Annotated in this window: 13 protein-coding genes; 7 read left to right on the top strand and 6 right to left on the bottom strand. The window is 61.9% G+C overall.

Annotated elements, in window-relative coordinates; translation table 11 throughout:
- Nucleotides 1-4: 4 nt before the first annotated feature.
- From J3P86_RS02060 to J3P86_RS02035, 6 genes are read left to right on the top strand one after another with little or no spacing between them, the layout of a single operon-like run.
- On the top strand, nucleotides 5-733 hold the full coding sequence (locus tag J3P86_RS02060) for a class I SAM-dependent methyltransferase (protein ID WP_434626443.1): 729 nt from the start codon (nucleotides 5-7) through the stop codon (nucleotides 731-733).
- Complete coding sequence (locus J3P86_RS02055) at nucleotides 730-1,212, top strand: DUF3261 domain-containing protein (RefSeq protein ID WP_434699326.1); 483 nt, start codon at nucleotides 730-732, stop codon at nucleotides 1,210-1,212. Before J3P86_RS02060 ends, J3P86_RS02055 begins: the two co-directional genes overlap by 4 nt.
- Nucleotides 1,209-2,405 (top strand): beta-ketoacyl-[acyl-carrier-protein] synthase family protein, encoded by a 1,197-nt coding sequence (locus J3P86_RS02050; RefSeq protein WP_434699325.1) that lies wholly within the window; start codon nucleotides 1,209-1,211, stop codon nucleotides 2,403-2,405. Before J3P86_RS02055 ends, J3P86_RS02050 begins: the two co-directional genes overlap by 4 nt.
- Nucleotides 2,402-2,869, top strand: a complete 468-nt coding sequence (locus J3P86_RS02045) for a hotdog family protein (RefSeq protein WP_434653912.1) — start codon at nucleotides 2,402-2,404, stop codon at nucleotides 2,867-2,869. Before J3P86_RS02050 ends, J3P86_RS02045 begins: the two co-directional genes overlap by 4 nt.
- Nucleotides 2,866-3,594 (top strand): 3-oxoacyl-ACP reductase FabG, encoded by a 729-nt coding sequence (gene fabG / locus J3P86_RS02040; RefSeq protein WP_434626447.1) that lies wholly within the window; start codon nucleotides 2,866-2,868, stop codon nucleotides 3,592-3,594. The genes J3P86_RS02045 and fabG overlap by 4 nt, the downstream gene beginning before the upstream one ends.
- Nucleotides 3,594-4,820 carry a beta-ketoacyl-ACP synthase gene (locus J3P86_RS02035; RefSeq protein WP_434699324.1) on the top strand — a complete coding sequence of 409 codons (1,227 nt, stop codon included), beginning with the start codon at nucleotides 3,594-3,596 and terminating at the stop codon, nucleotides 4,818-4,820. Before fabG ends, J3P86_RS02035 begins: the two co-directional genes overlap by 1 nt.
- Before the next feature lie 75 nt (nucleotides 4,821-4,895).
- Here J3P86_RS02035 and J3P86_RS02030 read toward each other — a convergent pair whose 3' ends face one another.
- Both J3P86_RS02030 and J3P86_RS02025 read right to left on the bottom strand, forming a co-directional pair.
- A complete protein-coding gene (locus J3P86_RS02030; protein ID WP_434626450.1) occupies nucleotides 4,896-5,339 on the bottom strand; it encodes a DUF2846 domain-containing protein in 444 nt (147 codons plus the stop codon).
- 126 nt (nucleotides 5,340-5,465) lie between these two features.
- Nucleotides 5,466-6,359 carry a LysR substrate-binding domain-containing protein gene (locus tag J3P86_RS02025; protein ID WP_434626452.1) on the bottom strand — a complete coding sequence of 298 codons (894 nt, stop codon included), beginning with the start codon at nucleotides 6,357-6,359 and terminating at the stop codon, nucleotides 5,466-5,468.
- 141 nt (nucleotides 6,360-6,500) lie between these two features.
- Here J3P86_RS02025 and J3P86_RS02020 point away from each other — a divergent pair, with 141 nt between their 5' ends.
- The gene (locus J3P86_RS02020) at nucleotides 6,501-7,757 is read left to right on the top strand and encodes an MFS transporter (protein ID WP_434631525.1); all 1,257 of its coding nucleotides are present in this window, start codon (nucleotides 6,501-6,503) and stop codon (nucleotides 7,755-7,757) included.
- Between the two features lie 24 nt (nucleotides 7,758-7,781).
- On the opposite strand, the gene J3P86_RS02015 is transcribed toward J3P86_RS02020, so the two are convergent.
- The 4 genes from J3P86_RS02015 to gltB form a co-directional block, all read right to left on the bottom strand.
- The gene (locus J3P86_RS02015) at nucleotides 7,782-8,396 is read right to left on the bottom strand and encodes a cytochrome b (RefSeq protein ID WP_434626453.1); all 615 of its coding nucleotides are present in this window, start codon (nucleotides 8,394-8,396) and stop codon (nucleotides 7,782-7,784) included.
- Nucleotides 8,397-8,676: 280 nt separating this feature from the next.
- Nucleotides 8,677-9,744 carry a uroporphyrinogen decarboxylase gene (gene hemE / locus J3P86_RS02010; protein WP_434626454.1) on the bottom strand — a complete coding sequence of 356 codons (1,068 nt, stop codon included), beginning with the start codon at nucleotides 9,742-9,744 and terminating at the stop codon, nucleotides 8,677-8,679.
- Between the two features lie 252 nt (nucleotides 9,745-9,996).
- On the bottom strand, nucleotides 9,997-11,415 hold the full coding sequence (locus J3P86_RS02005; protein ID WP_305497346.1) for an FAD-dependent oxidoreductase: 1,419 nt from the start codon (nucleotides 11,413-11,415) through the stop codon (nucleotides 9,997-9,999).
- A gap of 33 nt (nucleotides 11,416-11,448) precedes the next feature.
- A complete protein-coding gene (gene gltB / locus J3P86_RS02000; RefSeq protein ID WP_434699323.1) occupies nucleotides 11,449-15,897 on the bottom strand; it encodes a glutamate synthase large subunit in 4,449 nt (1,482 codons plus the stop codon).
- Nucleotides 15,898-16,038 lie beyond the last annotated feature (141 nt).

Raw genomic sequence — 16,038 nt, 5'->3', positions numbered from 1 at the left:
AAACATGAGCTACCTGAGCGACAACTACGTCGAAGAAACCCGCTTCGGTTTCTGGTTCCTGCGCAGCCACACCTGGCAGCACCATGTGCTGCGCGTGGCCATCGACGATCTGCGCAGCCTGTTCAGCTCCTCGCCGCCGGCCAATCCGGTGCTGCTGGATGCCGGTTGCGGCCAGGGCAAGTCGTTCCGGTATCTGCGCCAGGTGTTCGCGCCGCAACGCCTGATTGGCGTCGACGCCGACCCTCATAGCCTGAACCTCAGCGCCGAGGAAGCGGCTCGCCAGGGCATGGCCGTGGAGCTGATCGGCAGCGACTGCGCGACATTGGCGGTGCCCGATGCCAGCGTCGATTTGCTGTTCTGCCACCAGACCTTCCATCACCTGGTGGAACAGGAAAAAGCCCTCGCCGAGTTCTATCGCGTGCTCAAGCCCGGCGGCTACCTGCTGTTTGCCGAATCCACCAAGGCCTACATCGATACCTGGGTGATCCGCTGGCTGTTCCGCCACCCGATGCAGGTGCAGAAAAGCGCCGCGCAATACCTGGCGATGATCGCCAATCAAGGGTTCCGCTTCGAAGACTGCAACGTCTCCTATCCGTACCTGTGGTGGAGCCGCGCCAGGGACTTCGGCCTGCTGGAACGCTGGGGCCTGCGCCGGCCCAGGCCGTTTGGCGAGCGCGAGGAAACCCTGGTCAATGTGGTGGCCCGCAAGCCGCTCGAAGGGGTCGCCGGATGATCCGTGGTCTGCTTGCAGGTTTACTCTTGCTGCTCAGCGCCTGCGCCAGCCAGGCACCACTGCCTGAGCGCATGCCGACCCTGGCGCTGCCGCTGCAATTGCACGTCGAACGGCAACTGGACGGCCAGCGCCAGGATTGGCTGCTGGTGATTCAGCGCGAAAGCGCCGGCATCCGCTGGTCGATGATGGATCCGCTGGGCATTCCCGTCGCTCGCCAGCGCCTGGTCGACAGCCAATGGCAAGCCGACGGCCTGCTGCCGCCCAATGCCGAAGCCCGGGAATTGTTCGCCGCCCTGCTGTTTGCCCTGACCCCCGAGGCGGAACTGGCCGGCCGTTACCCGACCGCCCGGCAGCAAGACGCTCGACGAACGCTCGATACCCGCTGGCAGGTGCGCTACACACAACCGCTGGACTTTCAATTGAGCCTGCCGCAGGGGCCGCATTACCGCATTACACCGTTGAGCGAGAGCGCACGATGACCGCTTATTTGAACGCCTTGGGCGTGATTTGCGCCCTGGGTCGAGGCAAACAAAACGTTGCCCGCAACCTGTTTGCCGGCGACTGCTCAGGCGTGCGCGTCGAAGCCGGCTGGGTAGCCGAACGGGCATTGCCGGTGGCTTGCGTAACCGGAGAGCTCGCCGCTATCCCTGAATCCATGGCGGCGCAACGCAGCCGCAACAATCAGCTGCTGCTCGAAGCAGGGTTGCAGATTCGTCCCGAGATCGATCAGGCCATCCAGGCTTACGGTCGTGCGCGCATCGGCATCGTGCTGGGGACCAGCACTTCGGGCATCGACGAGGCCAGCCAGGGCATTGCCCACTATCTGCGCGAGCAACGATTCCCCGAAGGTTACGACTACCAGCAGCAGGAACTCAGCGCGCCCGCCAACTTTCTCTCCGACTGGCTTGGCCTGAGCGGCCCGTCCTACGTGATATCGACCGCTTGCACCTCCAGCGCTCGGGCCCTGATGAGCGCTCGCCGCCTGCTCGACCTGGGATTGTGCGACGCGGTGCTTTGCGGTGGTGTGGACAGCTTGTGCAAGCTGACCCTCAATGGCTTTTCTGCGCTGGAAGCGGTCTCGAGCGAGCGCTGCAATCCGTTCTCGGTGAACCGCAGCGGCATCAACATCGGCGAAGCGGCGGTGCTGTTTCTCATGAGCAGGACCCCGTCCGCCGGGCACTCGATTGCCCTGCTCGGCGACGGCGCCAGTTCCGATGCGCACCACATCTCTGCGCCGGAACCCAGCGGCCGGGGTGCCCGCCAGGCGATGGAAAAAGCCTTGCGCTGCGCGGGCCTTAACGCCAGCCAGATCGACTACCTGAACCTGCATGGCACCGCCACGCAACATAACGACGCCATGGAAAGCCACGCGGTGGCCGGCCTGTTCCCGGCGGGCGTGTCCTGCTCGTCGACCAAGCCGCTGACCGGCCACACCCTCGGCGCGGCGGGCGCATTGGAGGCTGCGTTCTGCTGGTTGGCCCTGTCCGGTGGAAATACCGCACAGGCCCTGCCGCCGCACGTCTGGGACGGCCAGGCCGACCCCGAGTTGCCGGCATTGGACTGGGTAACGTCCGACACCCGCTTGCCCCCGAACCTGCCCCGTCGCCTGATGAGCAACTCGTTTGCTTTCGGCGGCAACAACGTCAGCCTGATTATCGGAGACGCGCAATGATTGACTGGCCGCTCGCCGAACTGCTGCCGCACGCCGGCGACATGATTCTCATCGACCGGATCCTGTCCTTTGATGACGAGCAGATCCACACCCTCGCTACCGTCAGGCCCGGCGGTCTGTTCAACCGCGACGACGGCGCGCTGCCGGCCTGGGTCGGCATCGAGCTGATGGCCCAGAGCGTCGCGGCGTTTGCCGGTTGCCACGCACGCCAACGCGGCGATGCCGTGGAGCTGGGCTTTTTGCTCGGAACCCGCAAGTTCGAATGCAACGTCGAATATTTCCCTCTCGGCACCGAGCTGACCTTGCACGGCATCCGATCGCTGGAAGACGACAACGGCATGGGTGTGTTCGAATGCCACATCCGCGCGCCCGGTATCCATGCCAGCGCACGGTTGAATGTGTTCCGCCCGCCCCATGCCGCCCAGTACCTCAATGAACCGTCCGCAACAGGAAACCAGCCATGACTGAATCCGTACTGGTCACCGGCTCCAGCCGTGGCATCGGCCGCGCCATCGCCCTGCGCCTGGCCCAGGCCGGCCACGACATCGTCTTGCACTGCCGCAGCGGTCGCGCCGAGGCCGAAGCCGTCCAGGCGCAAATCCAGGCCTTGGGCCGCAATGCCCGGGTGCTGCAATTCGACGTCTCCGACCGCGCCGCCTGCAAGACCATCCTTGAGGCCGACGTGGAAACCCATGGCGCCTATTACGGCGTGGTGCTCAACGCCGGCCTGACCCGCGACGGCGCGTTCCCCGCCCTGAGCGAGGACGATTGGGACAGTGTGATGCGCACCAACCTCGACGGTTTCTACAACGTGCTCCACCCGGTGATGATGCCGATGATTCGCCGTCGCGCCGCCGGACGAATCGTTTGCATCACGTCGGTGTCCGGCCTGATCGGCAACCGTGGCCAGGTCAACTACAGCGCCTCGAAGGCGGGCCTGATCGGCGCGGCCAAGGCGTTGGCAATCGAGCTGGGCAAGCGCAAGATCACCGTCAACTGCGTCGCGCCGGGGTTGATCGACACCGCCATGCTCGATGAAAACGTCCCCGTGGAAGAACTGATGAAAATGATCCCCGCCCAGCGCATGGGCACGCCTGAAGAAGTGGCCAGCGCGGTGAATTTCCTGATGTCCGCCGAAGCCGGCTACATCACCCGGCAAGTCCTGGCCGTCAATGGAGGCCTGTGCTGATGAAGCGCGTCGTCGTCACCGGCATGGCCGGCATCACCTCCCTGGGCAGCGATTGGGAGACTATCGCGACCCACTTCGCCGCCAACCGCAGCGGCATCCGGCGCATGCACGAGTGGGACCGCTTCAGCGAATTGAACACCCGCCTGGCCGGGCCCGTGGACGACTTTCAGGTCCCGGCCCACTGGACCCGCAAGCAACTGCGCAGCATGGGCCGGGTTTCCCGCCTGGCGGTGGGCTCGGCGGAACAAGCCCTGGCCGACGCCGGACTGTTGGACGACCCGTCGATCAAGGATGGACGCATGGGTGTGTCGTGCGGCTCCTCCACGGGAAGCACCGATGAGATCAAGGCCTTCGGCAACATGCTGCTCAACAGCGTCGCCGAAGGTTTGAACGCCAACTCCTACGTGCGGATGATGCCGCACACCACGGCGGCCAATATCAGCATCTTCTTCGGGCTGACCGGGCGCCTGATTCCCACTTCCAGCGCCTGCACCAGCGGCAGCCATGGCATCGGCTATGCCTACGAGGCGATCAAGTTCGGCCGCCTGCCGTTGATGCTCGCCGGCGGCGCCGAGGAACTGTGCCCGACCGAAGCAATGGTCTTCGATGCGCTCTACGCCACCAGCCTGAAAAACGATGCCCCACAAACCAGCCCGCGACCCTACGACAAGGGCCGCGATGGCCTGGTGATCGGCGAGGGCGCCGGCATGCTGGTCCTCGAAGAACTTGAACACGCGCTGGCCCGTGGCGCGCGGATCCACGCCGAGATCGTCGGCTTCGGCAGCAATGCCGACGGCCAACACGCCACCCGCCCCGAATTGAGCACCATGCGCCGCGCCATGGAACTGGCCCTGGAAGACGCTGGCCTGGAGCCGTCCGCCATTGGCTACGTCAACGGCCACGGCACCGCCACCGAGCAGGGCGACATTGCCGAAACCCTGGCCACCAGCAGCCTGTTTGGCGAACACATGCCCATCAGTTCGCAGAAAAGCTTCCTCGGCCACACCCTGGGCGCCTGCGGTGCCCTGGAATCCTGGTTCAGCATCGAAATGCTGAACCGTGACCGCTACGTGCACACCTTCAACCTCGACGAAGTCGACCCCGAATGCGGCCGTCTCGATTACCTGCGCAACGAGTTTCGCAGCATGAGCAACGAGTACGTGATGAACAACAACTTCGCCTTCGGCGGGGTCAACACCTCGCTGATTTTTCGGCGCTGGCGTTGAAGCAGTCGCAGGGACTGGAAAGAAAAAGGGCACCCTTGGGTGCCCTCTAAACAGTCCGGCTCAAAGACAGTCGGGCTACTCGGCTTGGATCAGCTTGCTTTCAGACACCCCGGCGCGACCGGTTTTGTCATCAACAACCTGCAGGTTGTTACGAGCCTTGATGAAACCCACTTTCACTTCCTGCCAGACGAAATAATTCTTGCCTGGTTCGGTGCTGAGCTTGAGCTCTGAGTCATTTTCCGCAGACGAAACCAGGGTCTGTTGACCAGCCGGCACCGACAGCATCAAGTACGACTTGGCAACAGTCTGCCCGACAGCCTTGCCGTTGAGCGTTACGGGCATTTTTACCCCGGCGCCCATGCTCTCGTTGCGATAAACGTAGATGTTCGCTTTGTCAGGGGAAGTCTGAAAGGTTTTCGCCCGCGCGTCTTGGGAATCATCCGCCATTTTTACCGAAGCACACCCTGTGGTCAGCGTGGCAACTGCCAGCAAGGCGGTAAAGGTCAACTGCTTGAACATCCTGTTTCTCCATGGTGGGTTGGTCGAACATGAGCGTATCGGCTGACCTGCAGGAAAACTCAAGCGAAAAGCGCGTTCCGGAGATAAATCATAGCCTCTGCGCCACCGCGGTTCCGCGCGCAGAAGTCAACTCAAGGGATTGCTTGTCAACAGCGCCACAAACGCCTTCGCCATCGGCGAACGCTGGTCCTTGCGCTGGACCAGCCACACCGCCGAGACCGCCGCCGGGTCGAGCAATGACCGGTAGACCACGCCGTCGATACGCATGCGCTGGTATGACGCCGGCAAGACCGAGACGCCCAGCCCCGCCGCCACCAGGCCGATGATGGTCATGGCTTCGCCCGCTTCCTGGGCGAAGTGCGGGCTGAAACCGGCGTCGCGGGCCAGCGTCAACAATTGGGCGTAGAGACCGCTGCCGTAGCTGCGGGGGAAAAACACGAACGGTTCCTCGGCCAGCGAAGCGAGAAACAGGCCTTCGTCACTGCCCTGGGCTAACGGGTGCTTGGAGCTGAGCACAGCCACCAAGGGTTCGCGGCTGAGTTCGATTTCGCTCAAGGCGTCGGGAAGCGGCAGCGGACGCATGATGCCCACGTCGATGGCCTCGTCGAGCAACGCATCGGCCACTTGGGTGCTGCTCATTTCCCGCAGGTTCAGGTGGACTGCGGGAAAGCGCTGGCGAAAGGTGAAAATCGCCTGGGGAATGGTGGAATTGAAGGGGGCTGAGGAGGTGAAGCCGATTTTCAGCTCGCCCAATTCCCCCAACTGGGCGCGGCGGGCTACGTCGGCAGCCTTGTCGACCTGGGCCAGGACCCGGCGCGCCTCTTCGAGAAACAGCCGTCCGGCCTCGCTCAGTTCGACGCGACGGTTGGTGCGCTCGAACAGGCGTGCACCAATCTCTTGCTCCAGCGCCTGGATCTGTTGGCTCAGTGGCGGCTGGGAGATCCCAAGCACCAAGGCGGCGCGGCCGAAGTGCAGCTCTTCGGCGACCGCGATGAAGTAACGCAAGTGACGCAGTTCCATGTGTACTTCCCAGCAAGTCGCAAAACGTCTTAAACAGGTCGAACAATATATTGGATAGAAACATTAGCCGGCTATATGCTTTTTTCATTGCCTGCCAGGCCGTGCTCCCCGAGGTCCATCGTGAAAACCGCTGTCGCTCCACTGGCCCATGAAATCCCGCCGCGTCCTCAGGATGATGCCGCTGCCGAGCTCAAGGACATCTATATCGAAAAAGGCACGCCGTTGTTCATGCGTACGGTGTTGGCCTTGTTCTGCGGCGGTTTTGCAACCTTCGCGCTGTTGTACTGCGTGCAACCGATGATGCCGCTGCTGTCGGCGGAGTTTTCCATCAACGCCGCCCAGAGCAGCTTGATCCTGTCGGTGGCGACCGGCCTGCTTGCCGTCGGCCTGTTGGTCACCGGTCCGATTTCCGACCGCATCGGCCGCAAATCAGTGATGGTCGCCGCGCTGTTCGCAGCGGCGCTGTGCACGATCGCCAGTGCGATGATGCCCACCTGGCAAGGCGTGCTGGTCTTGCGCGCCCTGGTGGGGTTGTCGTTAAGCGGATTGGCGGCGGTGGCGATGACCTACCTGAGCGAAGAAATCCATCCCAGGCACATCGGCCTGGCAATGGGGCTGTACATCGCCGGCAACGCCATCGGCGGCATGTGCGGGCGGCTGATCACCGGCGTATTGATCGACTTTGTCAGCTGGCATACCGCGATGCTGGTGATCGGTGGCCTGGCCCTGGTTGCGGCGGCGGTGTTCTGGCGGATCCTTCCCGAATCGCGCAACTTCCGCCCACGCTCGTTGCATCCACGCAGCCTGCTGGACGGTTTCACCCTGCACTTTCGCGACGCCGGGCTACCCCTGCTGTTTCTTGAAGCCTTCGTACTGATGGGGGCGTTCGTCACGCTGTTCAACTACATCGGCTACCGCCTGCTGGCCGCGCCTTACCATATGGACCAGGCATTTGTCGGGTTGCTGTCGGTCGTGTACCTGTCCGGCATCTACAGTTCGGCCAAGGTCGGGGCAATGGCTGACAAGCTCGGCCGGCGGAAAATGCTCTGGGCGACCATCGCGTTGATGCTGGCGGGCCTGCTGTTGACGCTGTTTACGCCGCTCTGGCTGGTGATCATCGGCATGCTGGTGTTCACCTTCGGTTTCTTCGGCGCGCACTCGGTGGCCAGCAGCTGGATCGGCCGCCGCGCCCTGAAGGCCAAGGGCCAGGCTTCGTCGTTGTACTTGTTCAGCTATTACGCCGGCTCGAGCATTGCCGGTACGGCGGGCGGGGTCGCGTGGCACCTGGGGGGATGGAACGGAACCGGGTTGTTCATCGGCGCACTGCTCTTGGTGGCATTGCTGGTAGCCGTGAAACTGGCGAAGCTGCCGCCGCTCCCCGGCAACGTCCAGGGCTAGCTTCACTGACGCAACCACCTGCGCTCACTGAATGAGCACGCCTACAGATTTCTTGAATGTCATCCGCCGTAGCACCCTGCGGCCAGAAGACTCATGCCAGACCACTGCGCAAATATGCAATGCGACGAGCAGCGCCAGCGCCAGGCAGGACAGAATGTGGAGGGTCAACGCCAAGTCGTTCAGTCGCTCGTCATCCAGCGGCTGGGGGATCTGGATGAGCCCGAACAGGCTGATCGGCGTTGTCATCATCAGCACGCCGGTGGCCAGCACGACACTGGTGACCAAATAGATCACTGCATGTACCGCCAGCGCCAGGCTTTTATTGATGGACGATGCCGCAGCCCGGATTTCAAGGTTGGAGAAAAACAACCAGAGTCGCCAGGCAAACAACGGAATCAATACCGTTGTCAGTGAAACATTAAGCGATCCAACCCACTGTTTGATCGAAACGGGCACCGGAACATAGGCCACATAAAAACCGGATGCCAGCGTCCATAGAATAATGAAGGCCGATATCCAGTGCAGCAGTATCCGCGGCTTGGAATAGCTCGAAGGGCTTTTCTGCAGGCATTCGGGAAACAAGGGCAACGAAGAATCAAATCCAGGGATCGTGCTTCCCTTTAATGTTCTGGTTTTCATAAAATTTCAGACCACTCGTCAAGAAGAACGACAATCAAGTCGTTCTTGGAGTCGCGTAGATTGTTCTACGCGTCCTATCACGGGAGGCGAAACCTTACAGAGACGTTGACGTATTCTCTGTAGGAAAAATCTGCACTAGTTGAGGTATTTTCCTTGTTTGAACTTCTTTAGTTAAAAACAGAAATTCGTAAATCTTAAAAATTTTAATAAGAATTAAACACAACCGGCATAAAAAAACCTGCCCGGCACAAGTCCGGACAGGTTTCAGGATGCCGCGACATTACCCGTGATATTGCGCCGACAACTCATGCACCGCCCGCAGGAAAGCCCCAGCGTGTTCCGGGTCGACTTCCGGGGTGATCCCATGACCGAGATTGAACACGTGCCCGCTGCCCTTGCCATAACTGGCGAGGATGCGCCCGACTTCGGCACGGATGGCTTCTGGCTTGGCATACAGCACGGTCGGATCCATGTTGCCTTGCAGCGCGACTCTGTTACCGACGCGCTCGCGGGCATTGCCGATGTCACAGGTCCAGTCCAGGCCCAGGGCGTCCGCGCCGGCATCGGCGATGCTTTCCAGCCACAACCCGCCGTTCTTGGTGAACAGGATCACCGGGACTTTGCGACCTTCGTGTTCGCGAATCAGACCGCTGACGATCTTGCGCATGTAGGCCAGGGAAAACTCCTGGTACGCCGCCGCCGACAGGTTGCCGCCCCAGGTGTCGAAGATCTGCACCGCTTGCGCACCGGCCATGATCTGGCCGTTGAGATAGGACGTGACCGACTGCGCCAGCTTGTCCAGCAGCAAATGCATGGCCTGGGGATTGTCGTAGAGCATCGCCTTGGTCTTGCGGAAGTCTTTCGACGAGCCGCCTTCGACCATGTAGGTCGCAAGCGTCCACGGGCTGCCAGAGAAACCGATCAACGGGACGCGGCCGTTCAGTTCGCGGCGAATGGTGCTGACGGCGTCCATGACATAGCCGAGGTCTTTCTGCGGATCGGGAATCGGCAACGCCTCGATGTCGGCCAGGCTGCTGACGACTTTCCTGAAGCGCGGGCCTTCACCAGTCTCGAAGTACAAGCCCTGGCCCATGGCGTCAGGGATGGTGAGGATGTCGGAGAACAGGATCGCCGCGTCCAGCTGCGGGTAGCGGTCCAGCGGCTGCATCGTGACCTCACAGGCGAACTGCGGGTTCATGCACAGGCTCATGAAGTCGCCGGCCTTGGCGCGACTGGCGCGGTACTCCGGCAGATAGCGACCGGCCTGGCGCATCATCCACACCGGGGTGACGTCTACAGGTTGCTTGAGCAGGGCGCGAAGGAAACGGTCGTTCTTCAGGGCAGTCATGTCGGCATCCGGAAAAAAAGTGCGGGCATTTTCTCAGAGCGCGACGCAAAAGGCACGGCAAGAGCCGTGCCTTTTATCTATCGGGGCAATTTGTCGCGCTGCCAGGCAATTTTCGCAACACCACAAGACACCTGTGGGAGCGAGCTTGCTCGCGATGAGGGCGTCACATTCAACATGTTCGTCGACTGATCCACCGCTATCGCGAGCAAGCTCGCTCCCACATTCTGATCGCATTTCAACTATGGAAAGTGATCAGACCTGCAAGTAATCCAGAATCCCTTCCGCCGCATTGCGGCCTTCGAAGATCGCCGTCACCACCAGGTCCGAACCGCGGACCATGTCGCCACCGGCGAAGATCTTCGGATTGCTGGTCTGGTGCTTGTACTGGCCTTGTTCCGGGGCAACGACGCGGCCCTGGCTGTCGGTCTGGATGCTGAACTGCTCGAACCACGGCGCCGGGCTTGGACGAAAGCCGAAGGCGATGACCACGGCGTCGGCCGGGATGATCTCTTCGGAACCGGGGATCGGCTCGGGGCTGCGGCGGCCACGGGCATCCGGTTCGCCAAGACGGGTCTCGACTACCTTCACGCCTTCGACCTTGTCTTCCCCGACAATCGCAATCGGCTGGCGGTTGTAGAGGAATTTCACGCCCTCTTCCTTGGCGTTCTTCACCTCTTTGCGCGAGCCCGGCATGTTTGCTTCGTCACGACGATAGGCGCAGGTCACCGACTTGGCGCCCTGGCGAATCGAGGTGCGGTTGCAGTCCATCGCCGTGTCGCCACCACCGAGTACCACGACTTTCTTGCCTTTCATGTCGACGAAATCTTCCGGCGACTTTTCAAAGCCCAGGTTGCGGTTGACGTTGGCGATCAGGAAGTCCAGCGCGTCGTAGACGCCTGGCAGGTCCTCGCCGGCAAAGCCGCCCTTCATGTAGGTGTAGGTGCCCATGCCCATGAAGACCGCGTCGTATTCCTCAAGCAGTTGCTCCATGGTGACGTCCTTGCCCACCTCGGTGTTCAGGCGGAACTCGATACCCATGCCGGTGAACACTTCGCGACGATTGCTCAACACGCTCTTTTCCAGCTTGAACTCGGGAATGCCGAAGGTCAGCAGGCCACCGATTTCCGGGTTCTTGTCGAACACCACCGGGGTCACGCCACCGCGCACCAATACGTCGGCACAGCCCAGGCCCGCCGGACCGGCGCCGATGATCGCGACACGCTTGCCGGTCGGCTTGACCTTGGACATGTCCGGGCGCCAGCCCATGGCGAATGCGGTGTCGGTGATGTACTTCTCCACCGAACCGATGGTCACCGCGCCAAAACCGTCGTTGAGGGTGCAGGCACCCTCGCACAGGCGATCCTGCGGGCACACCCGGCCGCAGACTTCCGGCAAGGTGTTGGTCTGGTGGGACAGTTCGGCGGCCTGGAGGATGTTGCCCTCGGCCACCAGCTTCAGCCAGTTGGGAATGAAGTTGTGCACCGGGCACTTCCATTCGCAGTACGGGTTACCGCAGCCCAGGCAACGGTGAGCCTGGTCGGCCGACTGCTGGGGTTTGAAGGGCTCGTAGATTTCCACGAACTCTTTCTTGCGTTGACGCAACAGTTTCTTCTTCGGATCCTTGCGCCCGACATCGATGAACTGGAAGTCGTTATTCAGACGTTCAGCCATTGTTAAAACCTCATCAAACTCTTCAGGCGCATATCACTGCGGGTTGGCACGGGTGCTGGAAAGCAACGACTTCAGGTTGGCCGCTTTCGGCTTGACCAGCCAGAAACGACGTACGTAGTCATCGAGGTTCTCGGCGAGTTCACGACCCCACTCACTGTCGGTTTCCTCGACGTATTCGTTCAGCACGCGTTGCAGGTGGCTGCGGTAGGCTTCCATCGCCTCGCCGCTGATCCGCTGGATTTCCACCAGTTCGTGGTTGACCCGGTCGACGAAGCTGTTGTCCTGGTCGAGCACATAGGCGAAACCGCCGGTCATGCCTGAGCCGAAGTTGTAACCGGTCTTGCCCAGTACGCAGACGAAACCACCGGTCATGTACTCGCAGCAGTGATCGCCGGTGCCTTCCACCACGGTGTGGGCGCCGGAGTTACGTACGGCGAAACGCTCACCCGCGGTGCCGGCGGCGAACAGCTTGCCGCCCGTGGCGCCGTAGAGGCAGGTGTTGCCGATGATCGCACTGTCCTGGGTCCGGTAGACACTGCCCTTGGGCGGAACGATGACCAGTTTGCCGCCGGTCATGCCCTTGCCCACGTAGTCGTTCGCGTCACCTTCCAGGTACATGTTCAGGCCGCCTGCGTTCCAGACGCCGAAGCTTTGCCCGGCCGTGCCCTTGAAGCGGAACGTGATCGGCGCGTGAGCCATGCCCTGGTTGCCGTGCTTGCGGGCGATCTCGCCGGAAATCCGCGCGCCGATGGAGCGGTCGCAGTTGCAGATATTCAGCTCGAACTGAGCACCGCTCAGGTCATTGATCGCCGAAGCGGCCATGTCGACCATCTTCTCGGCCAGCTCGCCCTTGTCGAACGGCGGGTTGCGATCGACCTGGCAGAATTGTGGCTTGTCCGCCGGGATCAGGTCGCTGCCCAGCAACGGGGTCAGGTCCAGGTGATGCTGCTTGGCGGTCTGGCCTTCGAGCACCTCGAGCAGATCGGTGCGGCCGATCAGCTCTTCCAGCGAGCGCACGCCCAGCTTGGCCAGCCACTCACGGGTCTCTTCGGCCACGTAGGTGAAGAAGTTCACCACCATGTCGACGGTGCCGATGTAGTGATCCTTGCGCAACTTCTCGTTCTGGGTCGCCACGCCGGTGGCGCAGTTGTTCAGATGGCAGATGCGCAGGTATTTGCAGCCCAGCGCGATCATCGGCGCGGTACCGAAGCCGAAGCTCTCGGCACCGAGAATGGCGGCCTTGATCACGTCGAGGCCGGTCTTCAGGCCCCCGTCGGTCTGCACCCGCACCTTGCCGCGCAGGTCGTTGCCGCGCAGGGTCTGGTGGGTTTCGGCCAGGCCCAGTTCCCACGGCGCGCCAGCGTACTTGATCGAGGTCAGCGGCGAGGCACCGGTGCCGCCGTCGTAGCCGGAGATGGTGATCAGGTCGGCATAGGCTTTCGCCACGCCGGCGGCAATCGTGCCGACGCCGGCTTCCGCCACCAGCTTCACCGAGACCAGGGCCTTCGGGTTCACCTGCTTGAGGTCGAAGATCAGTTGCGATAAGTCTTCGATCGAGTAGATGTCGTGGTGCGGCGGCGGCGAAATCAGCGTCACGCCGGGCACCGCGTAGCGCAGCTTGGCGATCAGGCCGTTGACCTTGCCGCCAGGCAACTGGCCGCCTTCGCCGGGCTTGGCGCCCTGGGCAACCTTGATCTGCAGCACTTCAGCGTTGACCAGGTATTCCGGGGTCACACCGAAGCGGCCGGTGGCCACCTGCTTGATTTTCGAACTCTTGATGGTGCCGTAGCGCGCCGGGTCTTCGCCGCCTTCGCCGGAGTTTGAACGCGCACCGAGGCGGTTCATGGCTTCGGCCAGGGCTTCGTGGGCTTCCGGAGACAAGGCGCCCAAGGAGATGCCGGCGGAGTCGAAACGCTTGAGTACCGACTCCAGCGGCTCCACTTCGCTGATATCCAGCGGCGTGTCGAGGGTCTTGACCTTGAGCAGGTCGCGGATCATCGACACCGGGCGGTTATCCACCAGCGCCGTGTACTCCTTGAACTTGCCGTAGTCGCCCTGTTGCACGGCGGCTTGCAGGGTGTTGACCACGTCCGGGTTGTAGGCGTGGTATTCGCCACCGTGGACGAACTTCAGCAGACCGCCCTGCTGGATCGGCTTGCGCGGGCTCCAGGCTTCGGCGGCCAGGGCTTTCTGCTCGGCTTCGATGTCGACGAAACGGGTGCCCTTGATGCGACTCGGGACACCACGGAAGCTCAGCTCGCAGACTTCTTCGGACAGACCGATGGCCTCGAACAACTGCGCGCCACGGTACGAGGCGATAGTCGAGATACCCATCTTCGAGAGGATCTTGAGCAGCCCCTTGGTGATGCCTTTGCGGTAGTTCTTGAACACCTCGTAGAGGTCGCCCAGCACTTCACCGGTACGGATCAGGTCGCCCAGCACTTCGTAGGCGAGGAACGGGTACACCGCCGAGGCGCCAAAGCCGATCAGCACCGCAAAGTGATGCGGGTCGCGAGCCGTGGCGGTTTCCACGAGGATGTTGGAATCGCAGCGCAGGCCTTTTTCGGTCAGGCGATGGTGCACCGCGCCGGTGGCCAGCGAGGCGTGGATCGGCAGCTTGCCGGGCGCGATATGACGGTCGGTCAGAACGATCTGGGTACGTCCGGCACGCGCGGCTTCTTCGGCCTGATCGGCAACGTTGCGGATCGCCGCTTCCAGGCCGACGCTTTCGTCGTAGTTCAGGTCGATGACCTGGCGTTCGAAGCCGGGACGATCAAGGTTGGTCAGCGAGCGCCACTTGGCCGGAGAAATGACCGGCGAGCTGAGGATCACCCGCGAAGCGTGTTCCGGCGACTCCTGGAAAATGTTGCGCTCGGCACCGAGGCAGATTTCCAGGGACATCACGATCGCTTCGCGCAGCGGGTCGATCGGCGGGTTGGTTACCTGGGCGAACTGCTGGCGGAAATAGTCATATGGCGTGCGCACGCGCTGGGACAGCACGGCCATCGGCGTGTCATCGCCCATGGAGCCGACCGCTTCGTAGCCCTGCTCGCCCAGCGGACGCAACACCTGGTCACGCTCTTCGAACGTCACCTGGTACATCTTCATGTACTGCTTGAGCTGGTCGACGTCGTAGAAAGCCGAGCCGTGGTCGTTGTCTTCCATGGTCGCCTGGATGCGCAAGGCATTCTTGCGCAGCCATTGCTTGTACGGATGACGGGACTTGAGACGGTTGTCGATCGCGTCGGTGTCGAGGATCTGCCCGGTCTCGGTGTCCACGGCGAAAATCTGCCCAGGGCCCACGCGGCCTTTGGCGATGACGTCTTCGGGCTGGTAGTTCCACACGCCGATTTCCGACGCCAGGGTGATGAAACCATTGGTGGTGGTGACCCAGCGCGCCGGACGCAGACCGTTACGGTCGAGCAGGCACACCGCGTAGCGACCGTCGGTCATGACGATACCGGCCGGGCCGTCCCACGGCTCCATGTGCATGGAGTTGTATTCGTAGAAGGCACGGAGGTCCGGGTCCATGGTTTCGACGTTCTGCCAGGCTGGCGGAACAAGCATGCGCACGCCACGGAACAGGTCGATGCCGCCGGTCACCATCAGTTCGAGCATGTTGTCCATGCTCGAGGAGTCAGAGCCCACACGGTTGACCAGCGGGCCGAGCTCTTCGAGGTCCGGCATCAGGTCATTGGCGAACTTGGTGCGACGGGCCAGGGCCCAGTTGCGGTTGCCGGTGATGGTGTTGATCTCGCCGTTGTGCGCGAGGAAACGGAAGGGCTGGGCCAGCGGCCATTTCGGCAGGGTGTTGGTGGAGAAGCGCTGGTGGAATACGCAGATCGCGGTTTTCAGGCACTCATCGCTCAGGTCCGGATAAAAGGCGGTGAGGTCCGCCGGCATCATCAGGCCTTTGTAAATGATGGTCTTGTGGGAAAAGCTGCAGATGTAGTGGTCGGTATCAGCGGCGTTGGCCACGGACGAACGACGACGGGAGCTGAACAGCTTGATCGACATTTCCTGGTCGCTCAAACCTTCACCGGCAATGAACACTTGCTCGATCAACGGCAGGCGCTCAAGGGCCAGGCGGCCGAGGACGCTGGTGTCGATCGGCACTTGGCGCCAGCCGACCAGTTGCAGGCCGGCGGCGAGGATCTCGCGGTTCATGTTCTCGCGAGCGGCTTGTGCCTTTACCGGGTCCTGGTTGAAAAACACCATGCCCACGGCGTATTGCTTGGGCAGGGTCACGCCAAACGTTTCCTGGGCGATGGCACGCAGGAACTCGTCAGGCTTTTGAATCAGCAAGCCACAGCCGTCGCCGGTCTTCCCGTCGGCGTTGATCCCACCACGGTGGGTCATGCAGGTCAGGGCCTCAATGGCCGTTTGCAAAAGGGTATGACTGGGCTCGCCCTGCATATGGGCTATCAGGCCGAAACCGCAGTTATCCTTGAATTCATCTGGTTGGTACAGACCTGCTTTCATAGACACTTTCTCACCAGGCTGCCTCTTAGCGAGGCAAATTTCTTTTCAATTCAGCCAGTTGCGTGCCGCGCCGAACGTACGCCAGCTTTGCGGGGGCAAAAGGGAGGTCATTGTACACACCGACACAGAGGCTCACAAATT

Source organism: Pseudomonas sp. D1-1 (assembly GCF_051132225.1).
Lineage (GTDB): Bacteria > Pseudomonadota > Gammaproteobacteria > Pseudomonadales > Pseudomonadaceae > Aquipseudomonas.
Note: the sequence above shows the minus strand (reverse complement) of the source record. Positions and strands in the feature narration are given on the sequence as shown.